This window comes from Tepidimonas sediminis, assembly GCF_007556605.1.
In the GTDB taxonomy this organism is placed as follows: domain Bacteria; phylum Pseudomonadota; class Gammaproteobacteria; order Burkholderiales; family Burkholderiaceae_C; genus Tepidimonas; species Tepidimonas sediminis.
In genome coordinates this window covers 18,269-36,339 of record NZ_VJND01000018.1, presented here as the reverse complement: position 1 = coordinate 36,339, position 18,071 = coordinate 18,269, and the positions used below count along the sequence as shown (strand labels likewise).

Sequence of the window (18,071 nt, the reverse complement as noted above, 5' to 3'; positions counted from 1 at the left end):
GAAGGCGTCGCCGCAGCCGGTCGGATCGACGATCGCCTCGGCGCGCTCGCCCGGCACCAGGGTGCGTTCGCCGTCCTGCCAGACCTCGCAGCCGTGCTCGCCCAGCGTCACCACCAGCGCGCGCAGCCGGCGTGACAGTGCCGCCAGCGTCAGCCCCGTGCGGTCGCACAACAGGCGCGCCTCATAGTCGTTGAGCGCCGCCCAGTCCGCCAGCTCCACCAGGCGCAGCAGCTCCGCGCCGTCGAACATCGGCAGGCCCTGTCCGGGATCGAACATGAACGGCACGCCGGCGGCGTGCAGCTGGTGCGCGTGCTCCCACGTGGCCTGTTTGCCGTCCGGCGACAGGATGGCCAGGCGCACGCCGGCGGTGTCGCGGATCGGGTTGGTGTGCGCCAAGGCCATCGCGCCGGGGTGAAAGGCGGTGATCTGGTTGTTGTCGCGGTCGGTCATGATCATCGCCTGCGCCGTGTAGTGCTGCGGCAGCACGCGCACCGCGCTGACGTCCACGCCGAGCTCCCGCAGGCGCTGCAGGTAGTGCTCGCCGTCGGCGCCGAGCGTGGCCACCGGCCGCACCGCGGCGCCCAGCTGGCGCAGCCCGTAGGCGATGTTGCCGGCGCAGCCACCGAACTCGCGCCGCAGCGCCGGCACGAGGAAGGCGACGTTGAGGATGTGCAGCTGATCGGGCAGGATGTGGTCGGCGAAGCGGCCCTCGAAATCCATGATGGTGTCGAAGGCCAGCGAGCCGCAGACGAGGATGGTCATGGTCGGATCGGGTCAGGGGTGGAACAGCACCACGCGGTAGCCGCTCATGCGGCTGGCCTGCGGGTGGTCGAAGGCGAGCTCGAACTGCAGCGGCCATTCGGCGCCGGCGTCCAGCGCCTCCAGCGGCTGGGGCCACTCGCGCGGCAGCCAGACGCGGCGCACCAGCGGCTGCTCCTGCGCATCCAGCAGCGTCAGCTCCAGCGCCGGGGCGGCCACCTGCGCGTCGGTGCGGTTGCGCAGCACGAGGTGGAAGCTGTAGCGGTCGGGGGCGCGGCGCAGCAGCACCGAGCCCTCCACCACCACCGCGTCGACGTCGCGCCGCGGCCCCAGGCTGCAGCCCAGCCGCGCGCAGACGTTCTCGGCCAGCGGCTGCAACGCCGGCCAGCGCGCCAGCAGCGGGGCGCGCGCCAGCCACGCGGCCTGCGCCACCAGCAGCGCGGCCAGCCCCAGCGCCAGCACGGCCAGCCCGGCACGCACCGCCGGGTGGCGCCAGCGTGCGCGCCGGCGCGCCGCGCGCACGAAGGCCGGCTCCGGCGCGGGCGGCGGGGCGACGTCGTGCGGCCCCACGGGCGCGGCCGTCGCCGCGGCGGCCGCACCCGCCTCCGGGCGCTCCAGGCCAGGCCGGGGCTCGTCTGGCGGTGGCGCGGGCGCCTCGGTGCCTGGCGCCACCTCGGTCGTCGCGCCGGATCCGGTCGCCGCCGGCTCCGCCGACATGGCGGCGGCGACGGGCGCCTCGGCGCCCACCGGCGGCGGCGGCCCTTCGGGCGCCACGGGAGCCGGCGCTTCCGGCTGCAGGTCCTGCGTCGCGTCGAACACCCGCTGGCAGAAGCCGCAGCGCACCCAGCCGTCGGCAATCTTGAGCTGATCGACGACGACCCGGAACGAGGTGCCGCACGACGGACAGCGGGTGATGAAGCGCATGACCCCGATTATGGGGGGAGCGCGCCACCGCCGACGGCGCCGCTTCAGGCCGCGGCGCGCTGCGCGGTCATCAGGATCCAGCCGTCCTCGGCATCGGCCACCTGCAGCGCCAGCCACGGCGCGTAGGCGGCGCGCAGCTCCCCGGCCTGGCGCTCCAGGATGCCGGCCAGCACCAGATGGCCGCCCGGCGCGACGTGGCCGCACAGCAACGGCGCCAGCACCTTCAGCGGCGTGGCCAGGATGTTGGCCAGCACGACGCCGTAGGCGCCCTGCGCCAGCTCCGGTGGTCCGGCACGCAGCGCCACGCCGTTGGCGGCGGCATTGGCGCGCGTGGCCTCCACGGCCGCCGGGTCGATGTCGACCGCATCGACCTCGGCGGCGCCGAAACGTGCCGCGGCCATCGCCAGGATGCCGGAGCCACAGCCGTAGTCGAGCACGCGCCGCCCCGCCACCGCACCGTGCCTGGCGATCCAGCGCAGGCACATGCGTGTGGTCGGGTGCGTGCCGGTGCCAAACGCCAGTCCGGGGTCCAGGCGCAGCACCGTGCGCGCCTGCGCCGGCGGCTCGTGCCAGCTCGGCACGATCCAGAAGTCGTCGGTGATCGGCACCGGCTCGAACTGGGCCTGCGTCAGGCGCACCCAGTCGGCATCCCTCACCGGGCGCACGCCCTCCACGTCGCAGCCGTCGAAGAAGTCCTGCACCTGCAGCAGCGCGGCGGCCTCGCGCGCCTGCGCCTCGGTGTCGAACAGCGCGGTCACGCGCGAGCGCTGCCAGCCCGCAGCCGGCGGCGGTTGATCCGGCTCGCCGAACAGCGCGTGCTCGGCCGGCGTGTCGGCGTCGGCGTCCTCGACGGCGACGCTGAGCGCCTCCAGCGCTTCCAGCGCCTCGCACACCTCCTCGACGCGCGCCTCGGGCACGCGCAGCGCGAGCTCGTGCCAGCGCGCCGCGCCGTCATCCGGTCCGGATTCAGCCGCGCTCACGTTGCGCCAACCAGCTCTCGAGGTAGTGGATGTTGGTGCCGCCGGCCTCGAAATTGGCGTCCACCATCAGCTCGCGGTGCAGCGGCACGTTGGTCTTGATGCCCTCGATCACCACCTCCGCCAGCGCCCCGCGCATGCGCGCCAGCGCCTGCTCGCGCGTGTCGCCGTGCACGATGATCTTGCCGATCATCGAGTCGTAGTTCGGCGGCACGGTGTAGCCGGAGTAGATGTGCGAATCCACCCGCACCCCGGGACCACCCGGTGCGTGCCAGGTGGTGATGCGCCCCGGCGACGGCGTGAACTTGTAGGGATCCTCGGCGTTGAGGCGGCACTCGATCGCGTGACCGCGCAGCTGCAGCTGGCGCTGCGTGAACGGCAGCTTCTCGCCGGCGGCGATCAGGATCTGCTGGCGCACGATGTCCACGCCGGTGATCATCTCGGTGACCGGGTGCTCGACCTGCACGCGCGTGTTCATCTCGATGAAGTAGAACTCGCCGTTCTCGTACAGGAATTCGAACGTGCCGGCGCCACGGTAGCCGATCTTCTTGCACGCGGCGGCGCAGCGGTCGCCGATGCGCTCGATCAGGCGCCGCGGGATGCCCGGCGCGGGCGCCTCCTCGATCACCTTCTGGTGACGGCGCTGCATCGAGCAGTCGCGCTCGAACAGGTGCACCGCGTTGCGGTGCTGGTCGGCCAGCACCTGGATCTCGATGTGCCGAGGGTTCTGGAGGAACTTCTCCATGTACACCTCGGGGTTGTTGAAGGCCGCCGCCGCTTCGCTCTTGGTGGTCTGCACCGCGTGCAGCAGCGCCGCCTCGGTGTGCACCACGCGCATGCCGCGCCCGCCGCCGCCGCCGGCGGCCTTGATGATGACCGGATAGCCGATGGACCGCGCGATGCGCTTGATCTCGGCCGGGTCGTCCGGCAGCGCGCCCTCCGAGCCGGGCACCGTGGGCACGCCGGCGCGCTGCATCGCCTGCTTGGCCGAGACCTTGTCGCCCATCAGGCGGATCGACTCGGGCGTCGGGCCGATGAAGACGAAGCCGCTCTTTTCCACCCGCTCGGCAAAGTCGGCGTTTTCCGACAGGAAACCGTAGCCCGGGTGGATCGCCTCGGCGTCGGTGACCTCCGCGGCCGAGATGATGGCCGGCATGTTCAGGTAGCTCTGCGCCGACGGGGCCGGACCGATGCACACCGCCTCGTCGGCCAGCCTGACGTATTTGGCGTCGCGGTCGGCCTCGGAGTAGACCACCACCGCCTTGATGCCCAGCTCGCGACAGGCGCGCTGCACGCGCAGCGCGATCTCCCCGCGGTTGGCGATCAGGATCTTCTTGAACATCGCGGCGGGCTCACTCGAGAACGAACAGCGGCTGGCCGTATTCGACCGCCTGGCCGTTTTCGACCAGAATCTCCTTGATGACGCCGGCGCGGTCGGCCTCGATCTCGTTGAGGATTTTCATGGCTTCGATGATGCACACCGTCTCGCCCTCCTTGACCGTCTGCCCGACCTCGACGAAGGGCTTGGCGCCGGGGCTGGGCGAGCGGTAGAAGGTGCCGACCATGGGCGACCTGATGACGTGCCCTTGGGGCACGACGGGCGCCGCCACGGGGGCGGCGGCCGGCTCGGCCAGCGGGGCGGGGGCCTGCACCGTGATCGGCGCAGCCGGCGCCGGCATCACCGGCACCACGGCGGCGGCCGGCGTGGCCGAGCCCTTGACGATGCGCACCTTGCCCTCGGCCTCGGTGATCTCGAGTTCGGAGATGTTGGACTCCGAGACCAGGTCGATGAGCGTCTTGAGCTTGCGCAGATCCATGGTGACTCCGTACTATGCTCCGAACTGGCGTTGATCGCGCATCAACAGCGCGCAAGGAGGGCGCAATATACACGAAGCGCCCCGCTCGACCATGAACGCTCTGGAGGGATCGATGGCACCCACCGATGACGCCGTGGCCACGATGGCGCTGCCCGGTCTGGCGCGCGCCCTCATGGCTCAGGGCGCCCTGACGCTGGAGCAGGCGCAGCAGCTCTACGCCGAGGCCCAGCGCAAGCGCACCGGCTTCATCACCGAGCTGATCGAGGCCCGCGCGGTCTCGCCGCGCGAGCTGGCGCACACCATGTCCGCGGCATTCGCCGCGCCGCTGATCGACCTGGAGGCGGTGGATCCGCAGCGGCTGCCGCAGGGGGTGCTGTCGGCGCGCACCTGCCAGCAGTTCCGCATCGTCCCCCTGGCGCGGCGCGGCAACCGGCTGTCGGTGGCCACCGCCGATCCGTCCGATCTGCAGGCGGCCGAGAAGGTCAAGTTCGAGACCCAGCTGATGGTCGACTGGATCATCGCCGAGGTCGACAAGCTGGAACAGCTGGTGCAGACCTACACCACCGGCGCCGGTCAGGCGCTGCAGCAGATCGTCGGCAGCGAGTTCGACTTCGCCGCCGAGGGCATCGAGATGACCTCCGCGGAGTCGGAGCAGGCGACCTCGGCCGAGGTCGAGGACGCGCCGATCGTGCGCTTCCTGCACAAGATGCTGCTGGACGCCTACGCGATGCGCGCCTCCGACCTGCACTTCGAGCCCTACGAGCAGTTCTACCGCGTGCGCTTCCGCATCGACGGGCAGCTGCGCGAGATCGCCACGCCGCCGGTGGCGATCAAGGACAAGCTGGCCTCGCGCATCAAGGTCATCTCCAGGCTCGACATCTCCGAGAAGCGCGTGCCACAGGACGGCCGCATGAAGCTCAAGGTCGGCCCGGACAAGGTGATCGACTTTCGCGTCAGCACGCTGCCGACGCTGTTCGGCGAGAAGATCGTCATCCGCATCCTCGACCCCAGCAGCGCGCAGATGGGCATCGACGCGCTCGGCTACGAGCCGGACGAGAAGGAAAAGCTGCTGGCGGCGATCAACCGCCCGTACGGCATGGTGCTGGTCACCGGCCCCACCGGTTCGGGCAAGACGGTGTCGCTCTACAGCTGCCTGAACCTGCTCAACCAGCCCGGCGTCAACATCTCCACCGCCGAGGACCCGGCCGAGATCAACCTGCCCGGCGTCAACCAGGTCAACGTCAACGAGAAGGCGGGCCTGACCTTCGCCGCGGCGCTGCGCGCCTTCCTGCGCCAGGACCCGGACATCATCATGGTCGGCGAGATCCGCGACCTGGAGACCGCCGACATCGCCATCAAGGCCGCGCAGACCGGCCACCTGGTGCTGTCGACCCTGCACACCAACGACGCGCCCTCGACGCTGACGCGCCTGGTCAACATGGGGGTGGCGCCGTTCAACATCGCCGCCAGCGTCAACCTGATCACCGCGCAGCGGCTGGCGCGGCGCCTGTGCCCCAAGTGCAAGGTGCCGCACCACGACCTGCCGCGGCAGGCGCTGCTGGACGCCGGCTTCACCGAGGAAGATCTGGAGGGCGGCTGGCAACCGTACAAGCCGGTCGGCTGCTCGGCCTGCCACGACGGCTACAAGGGACGCGTCGGCATCTACCAGGTCATGCCCGTCAGCGAGGCGATCCAGCAGCTGATCCTGCGCGGCGCCAGCGCGCTGGAGATCGCCGAGCAGGCGCGCCGCGAGGGCGTGCGCACGCTGCGCGAAAGCGGCCTGCGCAAGGTTAAGATGGGCATCACGTCGTTGGAGGAGGTGCTGTCGGTGACCAACGACTGACGGCCCCAGTCGCCCGCGCCCGCGCTACGCCGACATACCAAGGAGGGATCGCCCATGGCCACTGCCACCGCCGCCGCCCAGGACTACCTCTTCGAGTGGGAAGGCAAGGACCGCAACGGCAAGACCGTCAAGGGCGAGCTGCGCGCCGCCGGCGAGGGGCAGGTGCAGGCGCAGCTGCGCCGCCAGGGCATCGTGGTGCAGAAGGTGCGCCGCAAGCGCTTCGCCTCGGCCAAGCGCATCAAGCCCAAGGACATCGCCATCTTCACGCGCCAGCTCGCCACGATGATGAAGGCCGGCGTGCCGCTGCTGCAGGCGTTCGACATCGTCGGCCGCGGCAACCCCAACCCGAGCGTGGCGCGACTGCTGTACGAGATCCGCACCGACGTGGAAACCGGCACCTCGCTGTCGGCGGCGTTCCGCAAGCACCCGGCCTACTTCAACTCGCTGTACTGCAACCTGGTGGAAGCGGGCGAGGCGGCCGGCATCCTGGAGGACATCCTCGACCGGCTGTCCACCTACCTCGAGAAGACCGAGGCCATCAAGGGCAAGGTCAAGTCGGCGCTGATGTACCCGACCGCGGTGCTGGTGGTGGCCTTCATCGTCGTGTCGGTGATCATGATCTTCGTCGTGCCGGCGTTCAAGGAGGTGTTCACCTCGTTCGGCGCCGACCTGCCGGCGCCGACGCTGGCGGTCATCGCGATGAGCGAATTCTTCGTCGACTACTGGTGGCTGATCTTCGGCGCGCTGGGCGGCGGGCTGTATTTCTTCTTCCAGGCCTGGAAGCGCAGCGAGAAGGTGCAGCGCTTCATGGACCGGCTGCTGCTGCGGCTGCCGATCTTCGGCCAGCTGGTGGAAAAGTCCGTCGTCGCGCGCTGGACGCGCACGCTCTCCACGATGTTTGCCGCCGGCGTGCCGCTGGTGGACGCGCTCGATTCGGTCGGCGGCGCGGCCGGCAACTCGGTCTACGCCGAGGCCACCGCCAAGATCCAGCAGGAGGTGGCCACCGGCACCGCGCTGACGCAGGCGATGACCAACACCGGCGTGTTTCCCTCGATGGTGCTGCAGATGTGCGCCATCGGCGAGGAGTCGGGCTCCATCGACCACATGCTGGGCAAGGCGGCCGACTTCTACGAGCAGGAGGTCGACGACATGGTGGCGGGGCTGTCGAGCCTGATGGAGCCGATCATCATCGTCATTCTGGGCACCCTCATCGGCGGCATCGTCGTGGCGATGTACCTGCCGATCTTCAAGCTCGGGGCCGTGGTGTGACCGCAGGGCCGGCCGGCACCACCGCGCCGCTGCCCGCCGACATGCGGCGCAGCGCGGCGCTGGTGGTCGACGCCAATCCCACCGCGCGCATGACGCTGGCGGGACAGCTGCGCGCCTTCGGCTTTTCCTCCATCACCCAGGTCGGGCGCATCGCCGACGCGCGCCGCGAGATCGAGCGCCACGCCTTCGACCTCGTGGTCTGCGGTGACACCTTCCCGCGCGGCGGCTCGGGTCAGGCGCTGCTGGACGACCTGCGCCGCAGCGGCCTGCTGCCGTTCGGCACGGTGTTCATCATGATCACCGACGAGGCCACCTACCTGAAGGTGGCCGAGGCGGCCGAGTCCGCGGTGGACAGCTACATCGTGCGCCCCTACTCCGCCGGCACGCTGTACGACCGCATCGAGCAGGCGCAGCGGCGCAAGGTCGCGCTGTGGGACATCCATCGCGCGCTGGAGGAGGGACGCCACGACGACGCCGTGGAGCTGTGCCTGCAGCGCTTCGCCACGCGCGGGCCGCAGTGGCTGCAGGCGGCGCGCTGGGGCGCGGAGATCCTGCTGCGGCTGGGCCGGCTCGGGCAGGCGCAGGCGCTGTTCCAGTCGATCTGGGACGCCGAGCCCCAGCCCTGGGCCCTGCTGGGCGTGGCGCGCTGCCAGCTGGAAGACGGTGCGCCGGCGGCGGCGCAGCAGACGCTGCAGCGGCTGCTGGAGCTGCACCCCGACCACCCCGACGCGCTGGACGTGCTGGCGCGCGTGCAGACCGAGCTGGGTCAGTTCACCGAGGCGCTCGACAGCCTGGAGCGGGCGCTGGCGGCCACGCCGCTGGCCATCGGGCGCCAGCAGCGGCTGGGGATGCTGGCCTTCTTCATCGGCAACCGCGACAAGGCCGTGGAGCTGCTGCAGCGCGCCGCCGCGCTCGGGCTCGACTCCAAGATGTTCGATGCCGAAAGCCTGGTGCTGCTGGCCATCGCCGCCTACGAGCACGCCGACGCGGACGAGCTGCAGCGCCAGCACGGCGAGCTGCACAAGCGTGCCCTGGCCGAGCCGGAGGATGCGCGGCTGCAGCGCTTCGACCACCTGGTGCAGGCGCTGTGCGACGCGCAGGACGGCCGCGACGTCAGCGTCGAGGTAACGCGCTGGCAGGAGGATGCGGCCAGCCCGGCGTTCGTGATGGAGGCCGCCTGCAACCTGCTGGCGGCGCTGGCGGCACTGACGCACCGCGGCCAGCTGTCCGAGCAGCCGGCGCTGGTCGAGCGCATCGGGCTGCGCTTCGCCACCTCCAAGGCCATGAGTGAACTGCTGGCCAGCGCCGCGCGGCTGCACACGCACTACGCCGAGCAGCTGCGCCAGTGCGAGGCCACCATGGTGCAGCGCATCGAGGAGGCGCTGCGCCGCGTCGCCGACGGCGACGCCGTCATGGGACTGGCCGACCTGGTCACGCTGGCACAGCGCACGTTCAACGCACGCGCGGTCGAGTCGGCCTGGCTTGTACTGCAACGCCATGCGCACGCGCTGCCCAACGCCCAGCGCTGGCACGAGCAGGTGGCGGGGCTGCGGCAGGCCTACGGCACCGCGCGCCACCGCCCGGCGCTGGGCGACCCGCGCCTGCGGCCCGCCGGCGGCATCGCGCTGGCCGCGCTCGACCGGCCCGCCCGACCGCGCCAGGACACCCTCGAAGCCGCATGATCTGCGACCTTTACGACGCCACCGCGCTGGTGGTGGACGGCAACCCGACCTCGCGCTCGATCCTGGTGGCGCAGCTGCGCGACCTGGGAGCACGCTCCGTGGCGCAGGCGCCGCGCATCGCCGACGCCCGACGCCAGCTCGAGTTCCGCACCTTCGACGTCGTCGTCTGCGAGCAGAACTTCCCCAACGACAGCGGCACCGGGCAGGAGCTGCTGGACGACCTGCGCCGCGCCGGGCTGCTGCCGTTCGCCACCGTGTTCATCATGGTCACCGCCGAGGCCTCCTACGCGCGCGTGGCCGAGGCCGCCGAGTCGGCGCTGGACTCCTACCTGCTCAAGCCCTTCACCGCCAACGAGCTGGCCACCCGCATCGCGCAGGCACGTCACCGCAAGACGGTGCTGAAGGACATCTTCGCCGCCGTGGAGGCACAGGACTTCGAGCGCGCCGCGCAGCTGTGCCTGCAGCGCTTCCACAGCCGCGGCGACTACTGGCTCTACGCCGCCCGCGTCGGCGCCGAGCTGCTGCTGCGCCTGCACCGCTACGACGAGGCGCAACGCCTGTACGAGGCCGTGGTGCAGGCCAAGGCGCTGCCGTGGGCACGCCTGGGCGTGGCGCGCGCACAGCTCGACGCGGGCCAGGCGCAGAAGGCCAGCGTAACGCTGCAGGCGCTGCTGGACGCCGACCCGCAGTACGCCGACGCCTACGACGTCATGGGGCGCGCGCAGATCGAGCTGGGCAACTTCGACGCCGCGCTGGCCGCCTACAAGATCGCCACCGACCTGACGCCGTACTCGATCAGCCGCCTGCAGCGCCACGGCATGCTGGCGCACTACTGCGGCCAGCGCGAACTGGCCGAGCAGCTGCTGGCGCGCAGCGTGCGGCTGGGACTCGACTCCAAGATGTTCGACGCCCAGACACTGGTGCTGCTGGGCTTCATGCGGCTGGAAGCCGGCGACCGCAAGGGCCTGCAGCGCTGCTGGGACGATGCGCTGCGCATCCTGGAGCGCCACCCCAAGTCGCAGCGGCTGCAGCGCCTGGCGCAGGTGCTGGAGATCGCCGCGCTGCTGCTGGAGGCGCAGGTGGCGCGCGTGCTGCAGGGGCTGCGCGCGATGATGGCCACCATCCTCGAGGAAGGCTTCGACTTCGAGGCCGCCTGCAACCTGGCCACGCTGCTGGCGCACACGGCCGCACGCGCCATCCAGATCGACGAGGTCGAGGAGCGCCTGACGCTGCTGGGCCGGCGCTTCTGCACCACCAAGGCGCTGACCGCGCTGCTGGCGCAAGCCGCCGCCGCGCATCCGCCGTACGCCGAGCGCCTGGCCAGCCTGCACCACGAGGTGCTGGGCATCGTCGAGCGGGCGATGCGGCTGGCGCTGGCGGGCCAGCCGCGCGCCGCGGTGCTGGAGCTGCTGGCGCAGGGCGAGGCCACCTGCAACACCAAGATCATCGAGTCGGCGTGGGGAGCGCTGAAGCGCTATGAGGCGCGCATCGAGGACGCCGCCGAGCTCGCCCCGCGCATCCAGGCCCTGCGCACGCGCTACCAGTCCTGGGCCAACCGCCCGGTCATCGGGGACAAGGCCGCGCGCCAGTCCGGCGGCGTCAGCCTGCGCGTGATGGACGTCAAGAGCGTCGAAGGCGACTGAACCGGACGGCGCGACTTTCGGCTATAATGCGCGTCTCACGGGCCGATAGCTCAGCTGGGAGAGCGCCGCGTTCGCAATGCGGAGGTCGGGAGTTCGATCCTCCTTCGGTCCACCAGATACCGGGTTCTTAGCTCAGCTGGTAGAGCAGCGGACTCTTAATCCGTAGGTCGTAGGTTCGAATCCTACAGGACCCACCAAGCCAATCGACAGGTTACGCGGCATTCCTGCTTTCTGTCACTTCGCCGGCGTGACCAAATCGTGACAACCCCTCGATCCGCACGAACAGCCCGGCGGCGCTGGCCTGGTTGACCAGCGCGTCCAGCGAAAAGCGGCTCAGCCGCCCGCGCAGCAGGTCATTCAGGCGGGACCGGGTCACACCACCACGCGCCGCCGTTGCGCCGCCTCCTGGCCGGCGCTTCGATGGCGGCCTGCTGCAGGGTCCACCCCTCGATCTTGGCGTGCCACTGCGCCAGCAGGTCAAGCGGGCGCACGGTGTAGTGCCGTTCGGCGATGGCGCCGGGCTTGTGACCCATGATCTGCGCCACCACGCCTGCAGGCACCCCGACCCACCCGGACAGGCTCTTGAAAGAACGGCGCAGGCCATGCAGGGCTCCGGGCGGGCGACGGGGCCGGCACCGCGGCCTGAAGCCCCCTCCCCAAAGCCCGGCGGATGCGCCACAATCCGTCCACCCAGGGCCGGCAGCGCGCCGGCCCGCCACTCGACGAGGCCTCAGGACGATGCAGCGCATGACCCGATGGACGATGGTGGCCGCCGGCGCGGCCCTGACCGGCTGGCTGGCCGGCTGCACCACCGCTCCCCCCAAGCCGGTGGCCCCGGCGCCCGAGCCCGCCGCCCCGGTGGTGGCCACCCCGGCGCCCGTTCCCGAGGCGCCGCGCGTGGTCGAGCCGCCCTTCTCCGGCAAGGTCTCGCTGGCCAGCAGCGAGCGCGAATACCGCCGCGACGGCGCCGGCCATCTCTACGAGCGCTACGGCGAGCGCGTCTTCCGCGGCAAGCTGCCGCCGCTGCTGCAGGCGGTGGGCGTGATGCGCGTCACCATCGGCCCGCGCGGCGAGGTGCAGCACTTCGAATGGATGCGCGCGCCCGACCACGTACCGCACGTCAAGGCCGAGATCGAGCGCATGGTGCTGGCCGCCGCACCCTACCCGGCGCCGCAGCGCCTGGGCAGCGTCGTCTACACCGACAGCTGGCTGTGGGACAGGAGCGGGCGCTTCCAGCTCGACACCCTGACCGAGGGACAGCTGGATCGGCTGCCCGCGGCGGCGCCGTCACCCAAGCCGGCGCCGCGCCAGGCCAGCCGCACGAAGGGGCGCGCGGTGGCGCAGGGTGCGCCCGAGCCGGTTGACGCTCAGTCGGCGGCGCGCTGACGCTCGCGCAGCGACGACAGCACCGACGCAGCGATGAAGGCCACGCCGATCAGGCCGGTGACGACCTCCGGCACGTGCACCACCGTGCCCATCAGCATGATCGCCGCCAGCGCCCCGATGGCGTAGTGCGCGCCGTGCTCGAGGTAGCGGTACGCCTGCAGGGTGCCGCGGCGCACGAGGTAGACCGTCATCGAGCGCACGAAAATGGCGCCGATGGCCAAGCCCAGCATGATGATGACCACGTCCTTGGTGATCGCGAACGCCCCGATGACGCCGTCGAACGAGAACGACGCGTCGAGCACCTCCAGGTAGAGAAAGCCCGCAAAGCCGCTGCGCTGCACGGTGGCCACCGCCGCGCGTCCCTCCTCCTCGTCGTTGAAGAGGGCGCCGACGGCATCGACCGCCAGGTACAGCAGGATGCCGGCGATGCCGGCGACGAAGACGCGGTTCTGCTCCACCTCGGGCACCCACCAGCGCGTCGAGAACACCACCAGCAGCGCCACGAACACGGCGATCTCGTCGAACTTGGCCGCGCGCACCATGCGCCGCTCCAGCACGCCGAGCCAGTGCGTCTCCTTGTCGGCGTCGAACAGGAAGTTCAGGAACACCAGCAGCAGGAAGGTGCCGCCGAAGGCCGAGATGACCGGATAGACGCTGGTGAGCACGCGCGCGTAATCGTCCGGACGCTGCAGCGCCAGCCGCACGGTGTCCATCCAGCCCATGTCCGCCGCCACCGCCACGATGACGATCGGAAACACCAGCCGCATGCCGAAGACCGCGATCAGGATGCCCACCGTCAGGAACAGCTGCTGCCACAGCCGGCTCATGCCGCGCAGCACGCTGGCATTGACCACCGCGTTGTCGAACGAGAGGCTTACCTCCAGCACCGCCAGCACCGCGGTCAGCCACAGCGCCGTCCACAGCCCCAGCGGCGACTGCAGCCCCCACCAGGCCGCCAGCCCCAGGCAGACGGCCGAAAAGGCGAACGAGAAACGAAAATGTTGCAGCATGATGGGGCGCGATTGTGCTCGAAGCGGCCGCGCCCGTCAGTCACCCCCCGTGCCCGCGCCAGCAGGCGACGCCGGCGGCGGCAGCCCGGCCAGCCGCGCCACCTCGGCGCGCAGGTCGGCGGCCCAGGCGCGGCGGTCGCGCCCGGCGGCACGCTGCGGCGTGCCCCAGCGCAGCTCCGCCTCCAGATCCGCCGCGCGCAGCACGCGCCACAGCGAGGTCAGCAGCGTCATGTCGCCGACGTAGGCGGGAGCATCATGGCGTCGCCCCGGCGCGTCACCGGCACGGCGATACGCGACCCCGAGCGGCACCACCGGTGCATCGGTGACGACCGCGGCCTGCAGCAGGTTGGCGTGAAACGGCAGCACCGTGTGGCCGTCGCTGGTCGTGCCTTCGGGGAAGAACGCCAGCACGTCACCGGCGCGCAGCCGCTCGGCCGCCTGGTGCACCACGCGCAGCGCGTCGCGGCGGCTCGAGCGCTCGATGAACAGCGTGCCGGCGCCGGCCACCAGCGCCCCCAGCAGCGGCCAGCGGTGCACGTCGGCCTTGGCGATGAAGCGGCACGGCCGCGCGGCGTCGACCGCCAGGATATCCAGCCACGACACGTGATTGGCCACGACCAGGCTGCCCGGCGGGGGCGGTTCGCCCTGCTGGCGCAGCGGCACGCCCAGCAGCTCGAGCAGCTGCGCCGACCACGCCTGCACGCGCCGTGCGCGCTCGGCCTCGTCCCAGCGCGGAAAGTGGCGCCGCACCGTCCACAGGCCGCGCAGCACGTGCCCCAGCAGCCGCAGCGCGCGCAGCAGCGCCAGCGGCCAGGGGCGGCGGTGACGGGCCGGCTCAGCGGGCATCGGCCTCGTGCGCGATGTGCCCGCCCACCAGCGTGGCACGCACGCGCGCCGGCAGCTCGTGCCCCTCGAACGGCGTGTGGCGCGACTGGCTGACCAGCGCCGCCGGCTCCACCCGCCACGGCGCGGCGGGGTCGAGCACGCACACGTCGGCCACGCCGCCCACCACCAGCCGCCCGACGCTGGCCTGCAGCGTGCCGAGCCGCGCCCCCAGCACCCGCGCCGGCCCGGCGGTGATGACCTCCAGCGCGCGCGCCAGCGGCACGCCGTCCTGCTCGGCCCACTTCAGCGCCAGCCCCGCCAGCAGCTCCACCGCGGTGGCGCCGGGGGCGGCCTCGCCGAACGGCAGCAGCTTGTCGTCGGCCGACACCGGCGTGTGGTCCGACACGAGCGCGTCGATCGTGCCGTCGGCCAGCCCCTGGCGCAGCGCCGCGCGGTCACGCTGCTGACGCACCGGGGGCAGCAGACGCAGCCGCGTGTCGTAGTAGCCGATGTCGGTGTCGGTCAGCAGCAGGTTGTGCACGCTGACGTCGGCGGTCACCGGCAGGCCCTCGGCCTTGGCGCGGCGCACCAGCTCGACGCCGGCCGCGGTGCTCAGGCAGCTGACGTGCAGCCGCAACGGCGCCGGATCGGCGGTGCCGACCACGCCGCGCAGGAGCTCGAGCATCGTCTGCAGCGCGATCACCTCCGCTGCCGCCGGCACCCCGGGCAGGCCCAGCCGCGTGGCCAGCGGCCCGCTGGCCATGACGCCCTTGGACAGCCACGGCTCCTGCGGCCGCAGCCACAGGCTGAAGCCGAACGTGGCGGCGTACTGGAAGGCGCGCTGCAGCACCTGCGTGTTGACGATCGGGCGATCGGCCTGGCTGAACCCGACGCAGCCGCGCTCGGACAGCTGCACCATCTCGGCCAGCACCTCGCCGGCCAGCCCCCGCGTCAACGCCCCGAGCGGAAAGACGCGGCTGCGGTGCAGCGCCGCGGCGCGGCTGCGCAGCATGTCCACCAGCCCCGGCTCGTCCAGCACCGGGTCGGTGTCCGGAGGGCAGACCAGGCTGGTGACACCGCCGGCCACCGCGGCGGCGCTCTCGCTTTCCAGCAGGCCGGCGTGCTCACCGCCCGGCTCGCGCAGGCGCACGCACAGGTCCACCAGCCCCGGCAGCACCCAGCAGCCGGCCGCCTCCAGGACGCGGTTGGGCGCGAAGTCGGACGGCACCGCACCGATGCCGATGATGCGGCCGGCGGCGATGGCCACGTCGGCCACGCGGTCGGTGCCGCTGGCGGGGTCGATGACCCGGCCCTGGCGTATCAGGATCCTCATGCCTCGTTCCCCGCGATGATGCCCATGACCGCCATGCGCACCGCGACGCCGAAGGTCACCTGCGGCAGCACGACGCTTTGCGCGCCGTCGACGACGCTGGAGGCGATCTCGACGCCGCGGTTGACCGGCCCCGGGTGCATGACGATGGCGTCGGGCTTGGCCCAGCGCAGGCGCTCCGGCGTCAGACCGAAGCTCTTGAAGTACTCCTGGCTGGAGGGCAGCAGCGCCCCGCTCATGCGCTCGTTCTGCAGCCGCAGGGCGATGACCACGTCGCAGTCGCGGATGCCCTCCTCCAGCGCATGGCAAACGCGCACGCCCAGGTGCGACAGGTCGCTCGGCACCAGCGTGCGCGGCCCCACCACGCGCACGTCCGGGCAGCCCAGCGTCGTCAGCGCATGGATGTCGGAGCGCGCCACGCGCGAGTGCAGCACGTCGCCCACGATGGCCACCGACAGGTTCGTGAAGTCGCCCTTGTAGTGGCGGATGGTGTACATGTCGAGCAGCCCCTGCGTCGGGTGCGCGTGGCGGCCGTCGCCGGCGTTGATCACGTGCACGTGCGGCGCCACGTGCTGCGCGATCAGGTACGGCGCGCCGGACTCGCCGTGGCGCACGACGAAGATGTCGGCGGCCATCGCCGACAGGTTGGCGATGGTGTCCAGCAGCGTCTCGCCCTTGGCGGTGGAGGAGCGCGCGATGTCGAGGTTGAACACGTCGGCCGACAGGCGCGTGGCGGCGATCTCGAAGGTCGTGCGGGTGCGCGTGCTGTTCTCGAAGAACAGGTTGAAGACGCTCTTGCCGCGCAGCAGCGGCACCTTCTTGACCTCGCGCGCGTTGACGCCGACGAACTGCTGCGCGGTGTCCAGAATCTGCAGCAGGATCTCGCGCGGCAGCCCCTCGGTGGACAGCAGGTGGATGAGCTCGCCGTGCCGGTTGAGCTGAGGATTGGGCCGTCTCATCGCGCCGCCTCCACCGGCCGGCCGTGCTCCAGCAGCACGAAGCCGAAGCGGCCGTCCTCGCCGCGGGTCAGCTCGAACGACTGCTGCGGCGGCAGCGGCAGGCGCACCGCGGCGGCGTCCGCCGCCACCGGCAGCTCGCGCCCGCCGCGGTCCACCAGCACCGCCAGCCGCACGCTCGCAGGCCGCCCGTGGTCGAACAGCTCGTTGAGCACCGCGCGCAGCGTGCGGCCGGTGTAGAGCACGTCGTCGACGAGCAGGATGTGCGCGCCGTCGACCTCGAACGGCAGACGCGTCTGCGCCGCGCTGGCGCTCAGACCCCGCTGTGCGTAGTCGTCACGGTGCAGCGTGGAGGCCACCACGCCGGCCTGACCGGGCAGGCCGAGCTCGCGCTGCAGCCGCTCGGCCAGCCACGCGCCGCCCGAGGCCACCCCGACCAGGTGCGTCGGCTGCGGCCCGGCGGCCAGCAGCGCCTGCACGGCGCGCTTGAGCTCGGCGTAGAGCGCCTCGGCGTCCAGCGTGAGCGCCCCCGCGGCCGGGGGCGAGGCTGCGTTCATGACAAGCTCCTCAGATACTGCTCCAGGATGATGCAGGCCGCCGCCGCGTCGGCGTCGCGCGCGCCGGCGGCCAGCGCCTCGGTGGTGCTGTAGCGCTCGTCCACCTCCACCACCGGCAGGCCCAGCCGCCCGTGCAGCCGACGCGCGAAGCGCTGCGCCTGCCGCGTCTGCTCGTGCGCGGCGCCGTCGGGGTGCAGCGGCACGCCCACCACCAGCGCGTCGGGGCGCCATTCGCGCACCAGCGCCTGCAGCCGCGCCCAGCGCGCCTCGCCCTGCTCGACCACCGTGACCAGCGGCGAGGCGGTGCCGGTGATGCGGTTGCCGCTGGCCACGCCGATGCGCTTGAGCCCCCAGTCCAAGCCGAGGAAGGTCTGCGCCTGCGGCGGCACCTTGCCCCAGACGTTCATGCACGCCCCGCCCCGGGCGTCAGCATCCACGGCTGCAGCCCCAGCAGCGCCAGCGCGCGCTCGTAGCGCTGCGCCAGCGGCACCTCGAACAGGATCGCCGGATCGGCCGGTACCGTCAGCCAGGCGTTGTCGCCGAGCTCGGACTCGAGTTGCCCCTCGCCCCACGACGAGAAGCCCAGCGCCAGCAGCAGACGCTTCGGGCCGGCGCCGACCGACACCGCCTCCAGCACGTCGCGCGACGTGGTCAGCTCCAGCCCCGCCCCCGCCACCTTCAGCGACGAGGCGTACACGGTGGGGCGCGCGCGCGCGCCCTCGTCCTGCGCCTCGGCGTCATCTGCCGTGGGATCCGCCGCCTCCTGCGGCGCCAGCACCGGCACCGGCTCGCCCATGTCGTCGTGCAGCACGAAGCCGCGCTCCATCTGCAGCGGCCCGCCGCGCAGCACCGGCTGCCCGGCCCACTCCGGGCGTCCCAGCGGCAGCTCCAGCCGCTCGAACAGCTCGCCCAGCGTCACCCCGGCCGGCTTGTTGACGATCAACCCGAGCGCCCCCTTGGGACTGTGCTCGCACACGTACACCACGCTGCGGCCGAACAGCTCGTCGTTCAGGCCGGGCATGGCGATCAAAAAATGATTCGTCAGATCGACCGGGGTAGCATCGACGCTCATCGCGTTCGATTGTACGGCCCG

19 protein-coding genes and 2 tRNA genes are annotated in these 18,071 nt (G+C 71.9%); 7 read left to right on the top strand and 14 right to left on the bottom strand.

Annotation, left to right across the window (positions count from 1 at the left end; genetic code table 11):
- From Tsedi_RS11470 to accB, 5 genes are all read right to left on the bottom strand, one after another.
- A partial coding sequence (locus Tsedi_RS11470) for a carbohydrate kinase family protein (RefSeq protein WP_143896737.1) occupies positions 1 to 762 on the bottom strand: 762 nt, incomplete at its 3' end.
- 12 nt (positions 763 to 774) lie between these two features.
- Positions 775 to 1,683, bottom strand: a complete 909-nt coding sequence (locus tag Tsedi_RS11465) for a zinc-ribbon and DUF3426 domain-containing protein (protein ID WP_143896739.1) — start codon at positions 1,681 to 1,683, stop codon at positions 775 to 777.
- 44 nt (positions 1,684 to 1,727) lie between these two features.
- On the bottom strand, positions 1,728 to 2,663 hold the full coding sequence (gene prmA, locus Tsedi_RS11460) for a 50S ribosomal protein L11 methyltransferase (protein WP_143896735.1): 936 nt from the start codon (positions 2,661 to 2,663) through the stop codon (positions 1,728 to 1,730).
- Entirely contained in the window at positions 2,650 to 4,002 is a 1,353-nt protein-coding gene (accC, locus tag Tsedi_RS11455) for an acetyl-CoA carboxylase biotin carboxylase subunit (protein WP_143896733.1), read from the bottom strand. Before accC ends, prmA begins: the two co-directional genes overlap by 14 nt.
- A gap of 10 nt (positions 4,003 to 4,012) precedes the next feature.
- Positions 4,013 to 4,477 (bottom strand): acetyl-CoA carboxylase biotin carboxyl carrier protein, encoded by a 465-nt coding sequence (accB, locus tag Tsedi_RS11450; protein ID WP_143896731.1) that lies wholly within the window; start codon positions 4,475 to 4,477, stop codon positions 4,013 to 4,015.
- Between the two features lie 112 nt (positions 4,478 to 4,589).
- Here accB and pilB point away from each other — a divergent pair, with 112 nt between their 5' ends.
- The 6 genes from pilB to Tsedi_RS11420 all read left to right on the top strand — a co-directional run bounded on the left by pilB (position 4,590) and on the right by Tsedi_RS11420 (position 11,111).
- A complete protein-coding gene (gene pilB / locus Tsedi_RS11445; RefSeq protein ID WP_143896729.1) occupies positions 4,590 to 6,320 on the top strand; it encodes a type IV-A pilus assembly ATPase PilB in 1,731 nt (576 codons plus the stop codon).
- Positions 6,321 to 6,374: 54 nt separating this feature from the next.
- On the top strand, positions 6,375 to 7,589 hold the full coding sequence (locus Tsedi_RS11440) for a type II secretion system F family protein (protein WP_143896727.1): 1,215 nt from the start codon (positions 6,375 to 6,377) through the stop codon (positions 7,587 to 7,589).
- Complete coding sequence (locus tag Tsedi_RS11435; protein ID WP_143896725.1) at positions 7,586 to 9,271, top strand: tetratricopeptide repeat protein; 1,686 nt, start codon at positions 7,586 to 7,588, stop codon at positions 9,269 to 9,271. The genes Tsedi_RS11440 and Tsedi_RS11435 overlap by 4 nt, the downstream gene beginning before the upstream one ends.
- Entirely contained in the window at positions 9,268 to 10,914 is a 1,647-nt protein-coding gene (locus Tsedi_RS11430) for a response regulator (protein WP_143896723.1), read from the top strand. Before Tsedi_RS11435 ends, Tsedi_RS11430 begins: the two co-directional genes overlap by 4 nt.
- Before the next feature lie 39 nt (positions 10,915 to 10,953).
- Positions 10,954 to 11,029, top strand: a tRNA-Ala gene (locus Tsedi_RS11425).
- A 6-nt stretch (positions 11,030 to 11,035) separates the two neighbouring features.
- Positions 11,036 to 11,111 (top strand) — tRNA-Lys (locus tag Tsedi_RS11420).
- A gap of 14 nt (positions 11,112 to 11,125) precedes the next feature.
- Here the strand turns inward: Tsedi_RS11420 and Tsedi_RS12290 are convergent.
- Positions 11,126 to 11,290 (bottom strand): XRE family transcriptional regulator, encoded by a 165-nt coding sequence (locus tag Tsedi_RS12290; protein WP_221934224.1) that lies wholly within the window; start codon positions 11,288 to 11,290, stop codon positions 11,126 to 11,128.
- Positions 11,268 to 11,447, bottom strand: coding sequence for a hypothetical protein (locus tag Tsedi_RS12285; protein ID WP_425472763.1), 180 nt, complete (start codon positions 11,445 to 11,447; stop codon positions 11,268 to 11,270). The genes Tsedi_RS12290 and Tsedi_RS12285 overlap by 23 nt, the downstream gene beginning before the upstream one ends.
- Before the next feature lie 214 nt (positions 11,448 to 11,661).
- On the opposite strand from Tsedi_RS12285, the gene Tsedi_RS12215 reads away from it, so the two are divergent.
- The gene (locus tag Tsedi_RS12215) at positions 11,662 to 12,300 is read left to right on the top strand and encodes a hypothetical protein (RefSeq protein ID WP_185970663.1); all 639 of its coding nucleotides are present in this window, start codon (positions 11,662 to 11,664) and stop codon (positions 12,298 to 12,300) included.
- Here Tsedi_RS12215 and Tsedi_RS11405 read toward each other — a convergent pair.
- Genes Tsedi_RS11405 through Tsedi_RS11375 form a run of 7 tightly spaced genes read right to left on the bottom strand, consistent with a single transcriptional unit; the run spans position 12,282 to position 18,050 of the window.
- A complete protein-coding gene (locus Tsedi_RS11405) occupies positions 12,282 to 13,307 on the bottom strand; it encodes a DUF475 domain-containing protein (RefSeq protein ID WP_221934225.1) in 1,026 nt (341 codons plus the stop codon). The genes Tsedi_RS12215 and Tsedi_RS11405 overlap by 19 nt on opposite strands.
- Before the next feature lie 39 nt (positions 13,308 to 13,346).
- Positions 13,347 to 14,156 (bottom strand): lysophospholipid acyltransferase family protein, encoded by an 810-nt coding sequence (locus Tsedi_RS11400; protein WP_143896717.1) that lies wholly within the window; start codon positions 14,154 to 14,156, stop codon positions 13,347 to 13,349.
- Entirely contained in the window at positions 14,146 to 15,468 is a 1,323-nt protein-coding gene (locus tag Tsedi_RS11395) for a dihydroorotase (RefSeq protein WP_143896715.1), read from the bottom strand. The genes Tsedi_RS11400 and Tsedi_RS11395 overlap by 11 nt, the downstream gene beginning before the upstream one ends.
- Entirely contained in the window at positions 15,465 to 16,424 is a 960-nt protein-coding gene (locus Tsedi_RS11390; protein ID WP_143896712.1) for an aspartate carbamoyltransferase catalytic subunit, read from the bottom strand. The genes Tsedi_RS11395 and Tsedi_RS11390 overlap by 4 nt, the downstream gene beginning before the upstream one ends.
- The gene (gene pyrR, locus Tsedi_RS11385; RefSeq protein ID WP_143896710.1) at positions 16,421 to 16,978 is read right to left on the bottom strand and encodes a bifunctional pyr operon transcriptional regulator/uracil phosphoribosyltransferase PyrR; all 558 of its coding nucleotides are present in this window, start codon (positions 16,976 to 16,978) and stop codon (positions 16,421 to 16,423) included. Before pyrR ends, Tsedi_RS11390 begins: the two co-directional genes overlap by 4 nt.
- Positions 16,975 to 17,385: a Holliday junction resolvase RuvX gene (gene ruvX / locus Tsedi_RS11380; RefSeq protein WP_143896708.1), complete on the bottom strand. Its 411-nt coding sequence runs from the start codon at positions 17,383 to 17,385 to the stop codon at positions 16,975 to 16,977. Before ruvX ends, pyrR begins: the two co-directional genes overlap by 4 nt.
- On the bottom strand, positions 17,382 to 18,050 hold the full coding sequence (locus Tsedi_RS11375; protein WP_143896706.1) for a YqgE/AlgH family protein: 669 nt from the start codon (positions 18,048 to 18,050) through the stop codon (positions 17,382 to 17,384). Before Tsedi_RS11375 ends, ruvX begins: the two co-directional genes overlap by 4 nt.
- Positions 18,051 to 18,071: the final 21 nt, after the last annotated feature.

Coding starts and splice junctions, on each gene's coding strand:
- Tsedi_RS11465 (WP_143896739.1), bottom strand. CDS start 1,683: ATGCGCTTCATCACCCGCTGTCCGTCGTGCGGCACCTCGTTCCGGGTC.
- accC (WP_143896733.1), bottom strand. CDS start 4,002: ATGTTCAAGAAGATCCTGATCGCCAACCGCGGGGAGATCGCGCTGCGC.
- accB (WP_143896731.1), bottom strand. CDS start 4,477: ATGGATCTGCGCAAGCTCAAGACGCTCATCGACCTGGTCTCGGAGTCC.
- pilB (WP_143896729.1), top strand. CDS start 4,590: ATGGCACCCACCGATGACGCCGTGGCCACGATGGCGCTGCCCGGTCTG.
- Tsedi_RS11440 (WP_143896727.1), top strand. CDS start 6,375: ATGGCCACTGCCACCGCCGCCGCCCAGGACTACCTCTTCGAGTGGGAA.
- Tsedi_RS11430 (WP_143896723.1), top strand. CDS start 9,268: ATGATCTGCGACCTTTACGACGCCACCGCGCTGGTGGTGGACGGCAAC.
- Tsedi_RS12285 (WP_425472763.1), bottom strand. CDS start 11,447: ATGGGTCACAAGCCCGGCGCCATCGCCGAACGGCACTACACCGTGCGC.
- Tsedi_RS12215 (WP_185970663.1), top strand. CDS start 11,662: ATGACCCGATGGACGATGGTGGCCGCCGGCGCGGCCCTGACCGGCTGG.
- Tsedi_RS11400 (WP_143896717.1), bottom strand. CDS start 14,156: ATGCCCGCTGAGCCGGCCCGTCACCGCCGCCCCTGGCCGCTGGCGCTG.
- Tsedi_RS11395 (WP_143896715.1), bottom strand. CDS start 15,468: ATGAGGATCCTGATACGCCAGGGCCGGGTCATCGACCCCGCCAGCGGC.
- Tsedi_RS11390 (WP_143896712.1), bottom strand. CDS start 16,424: ATGAGACGGCCCAATCCTCAGCTCAACCGGCACGGCGAGCTCATCCAC.
- pyrR (WP_143896710.1), bottom strand. CDS start 16,978: ATGAACGCAGCCTCGCCCCCGGCCGCGGGGGCGCTCACGCTGGACGCC.
- ruvX (WP_143896708.1), bottom strand. CDS start 17,385: ATGAACGTCTGGGGCAAGGTGCCGCCGCAGGCGCAGACCTTCCTCGGC.
- Tsedi_RS11375 (WP_143896706.1), bottom strand. CDS start 18,050: ATGAGCGTCGATGCTACCCCGGTCGATCTGACGAATCATTTTTTGATC.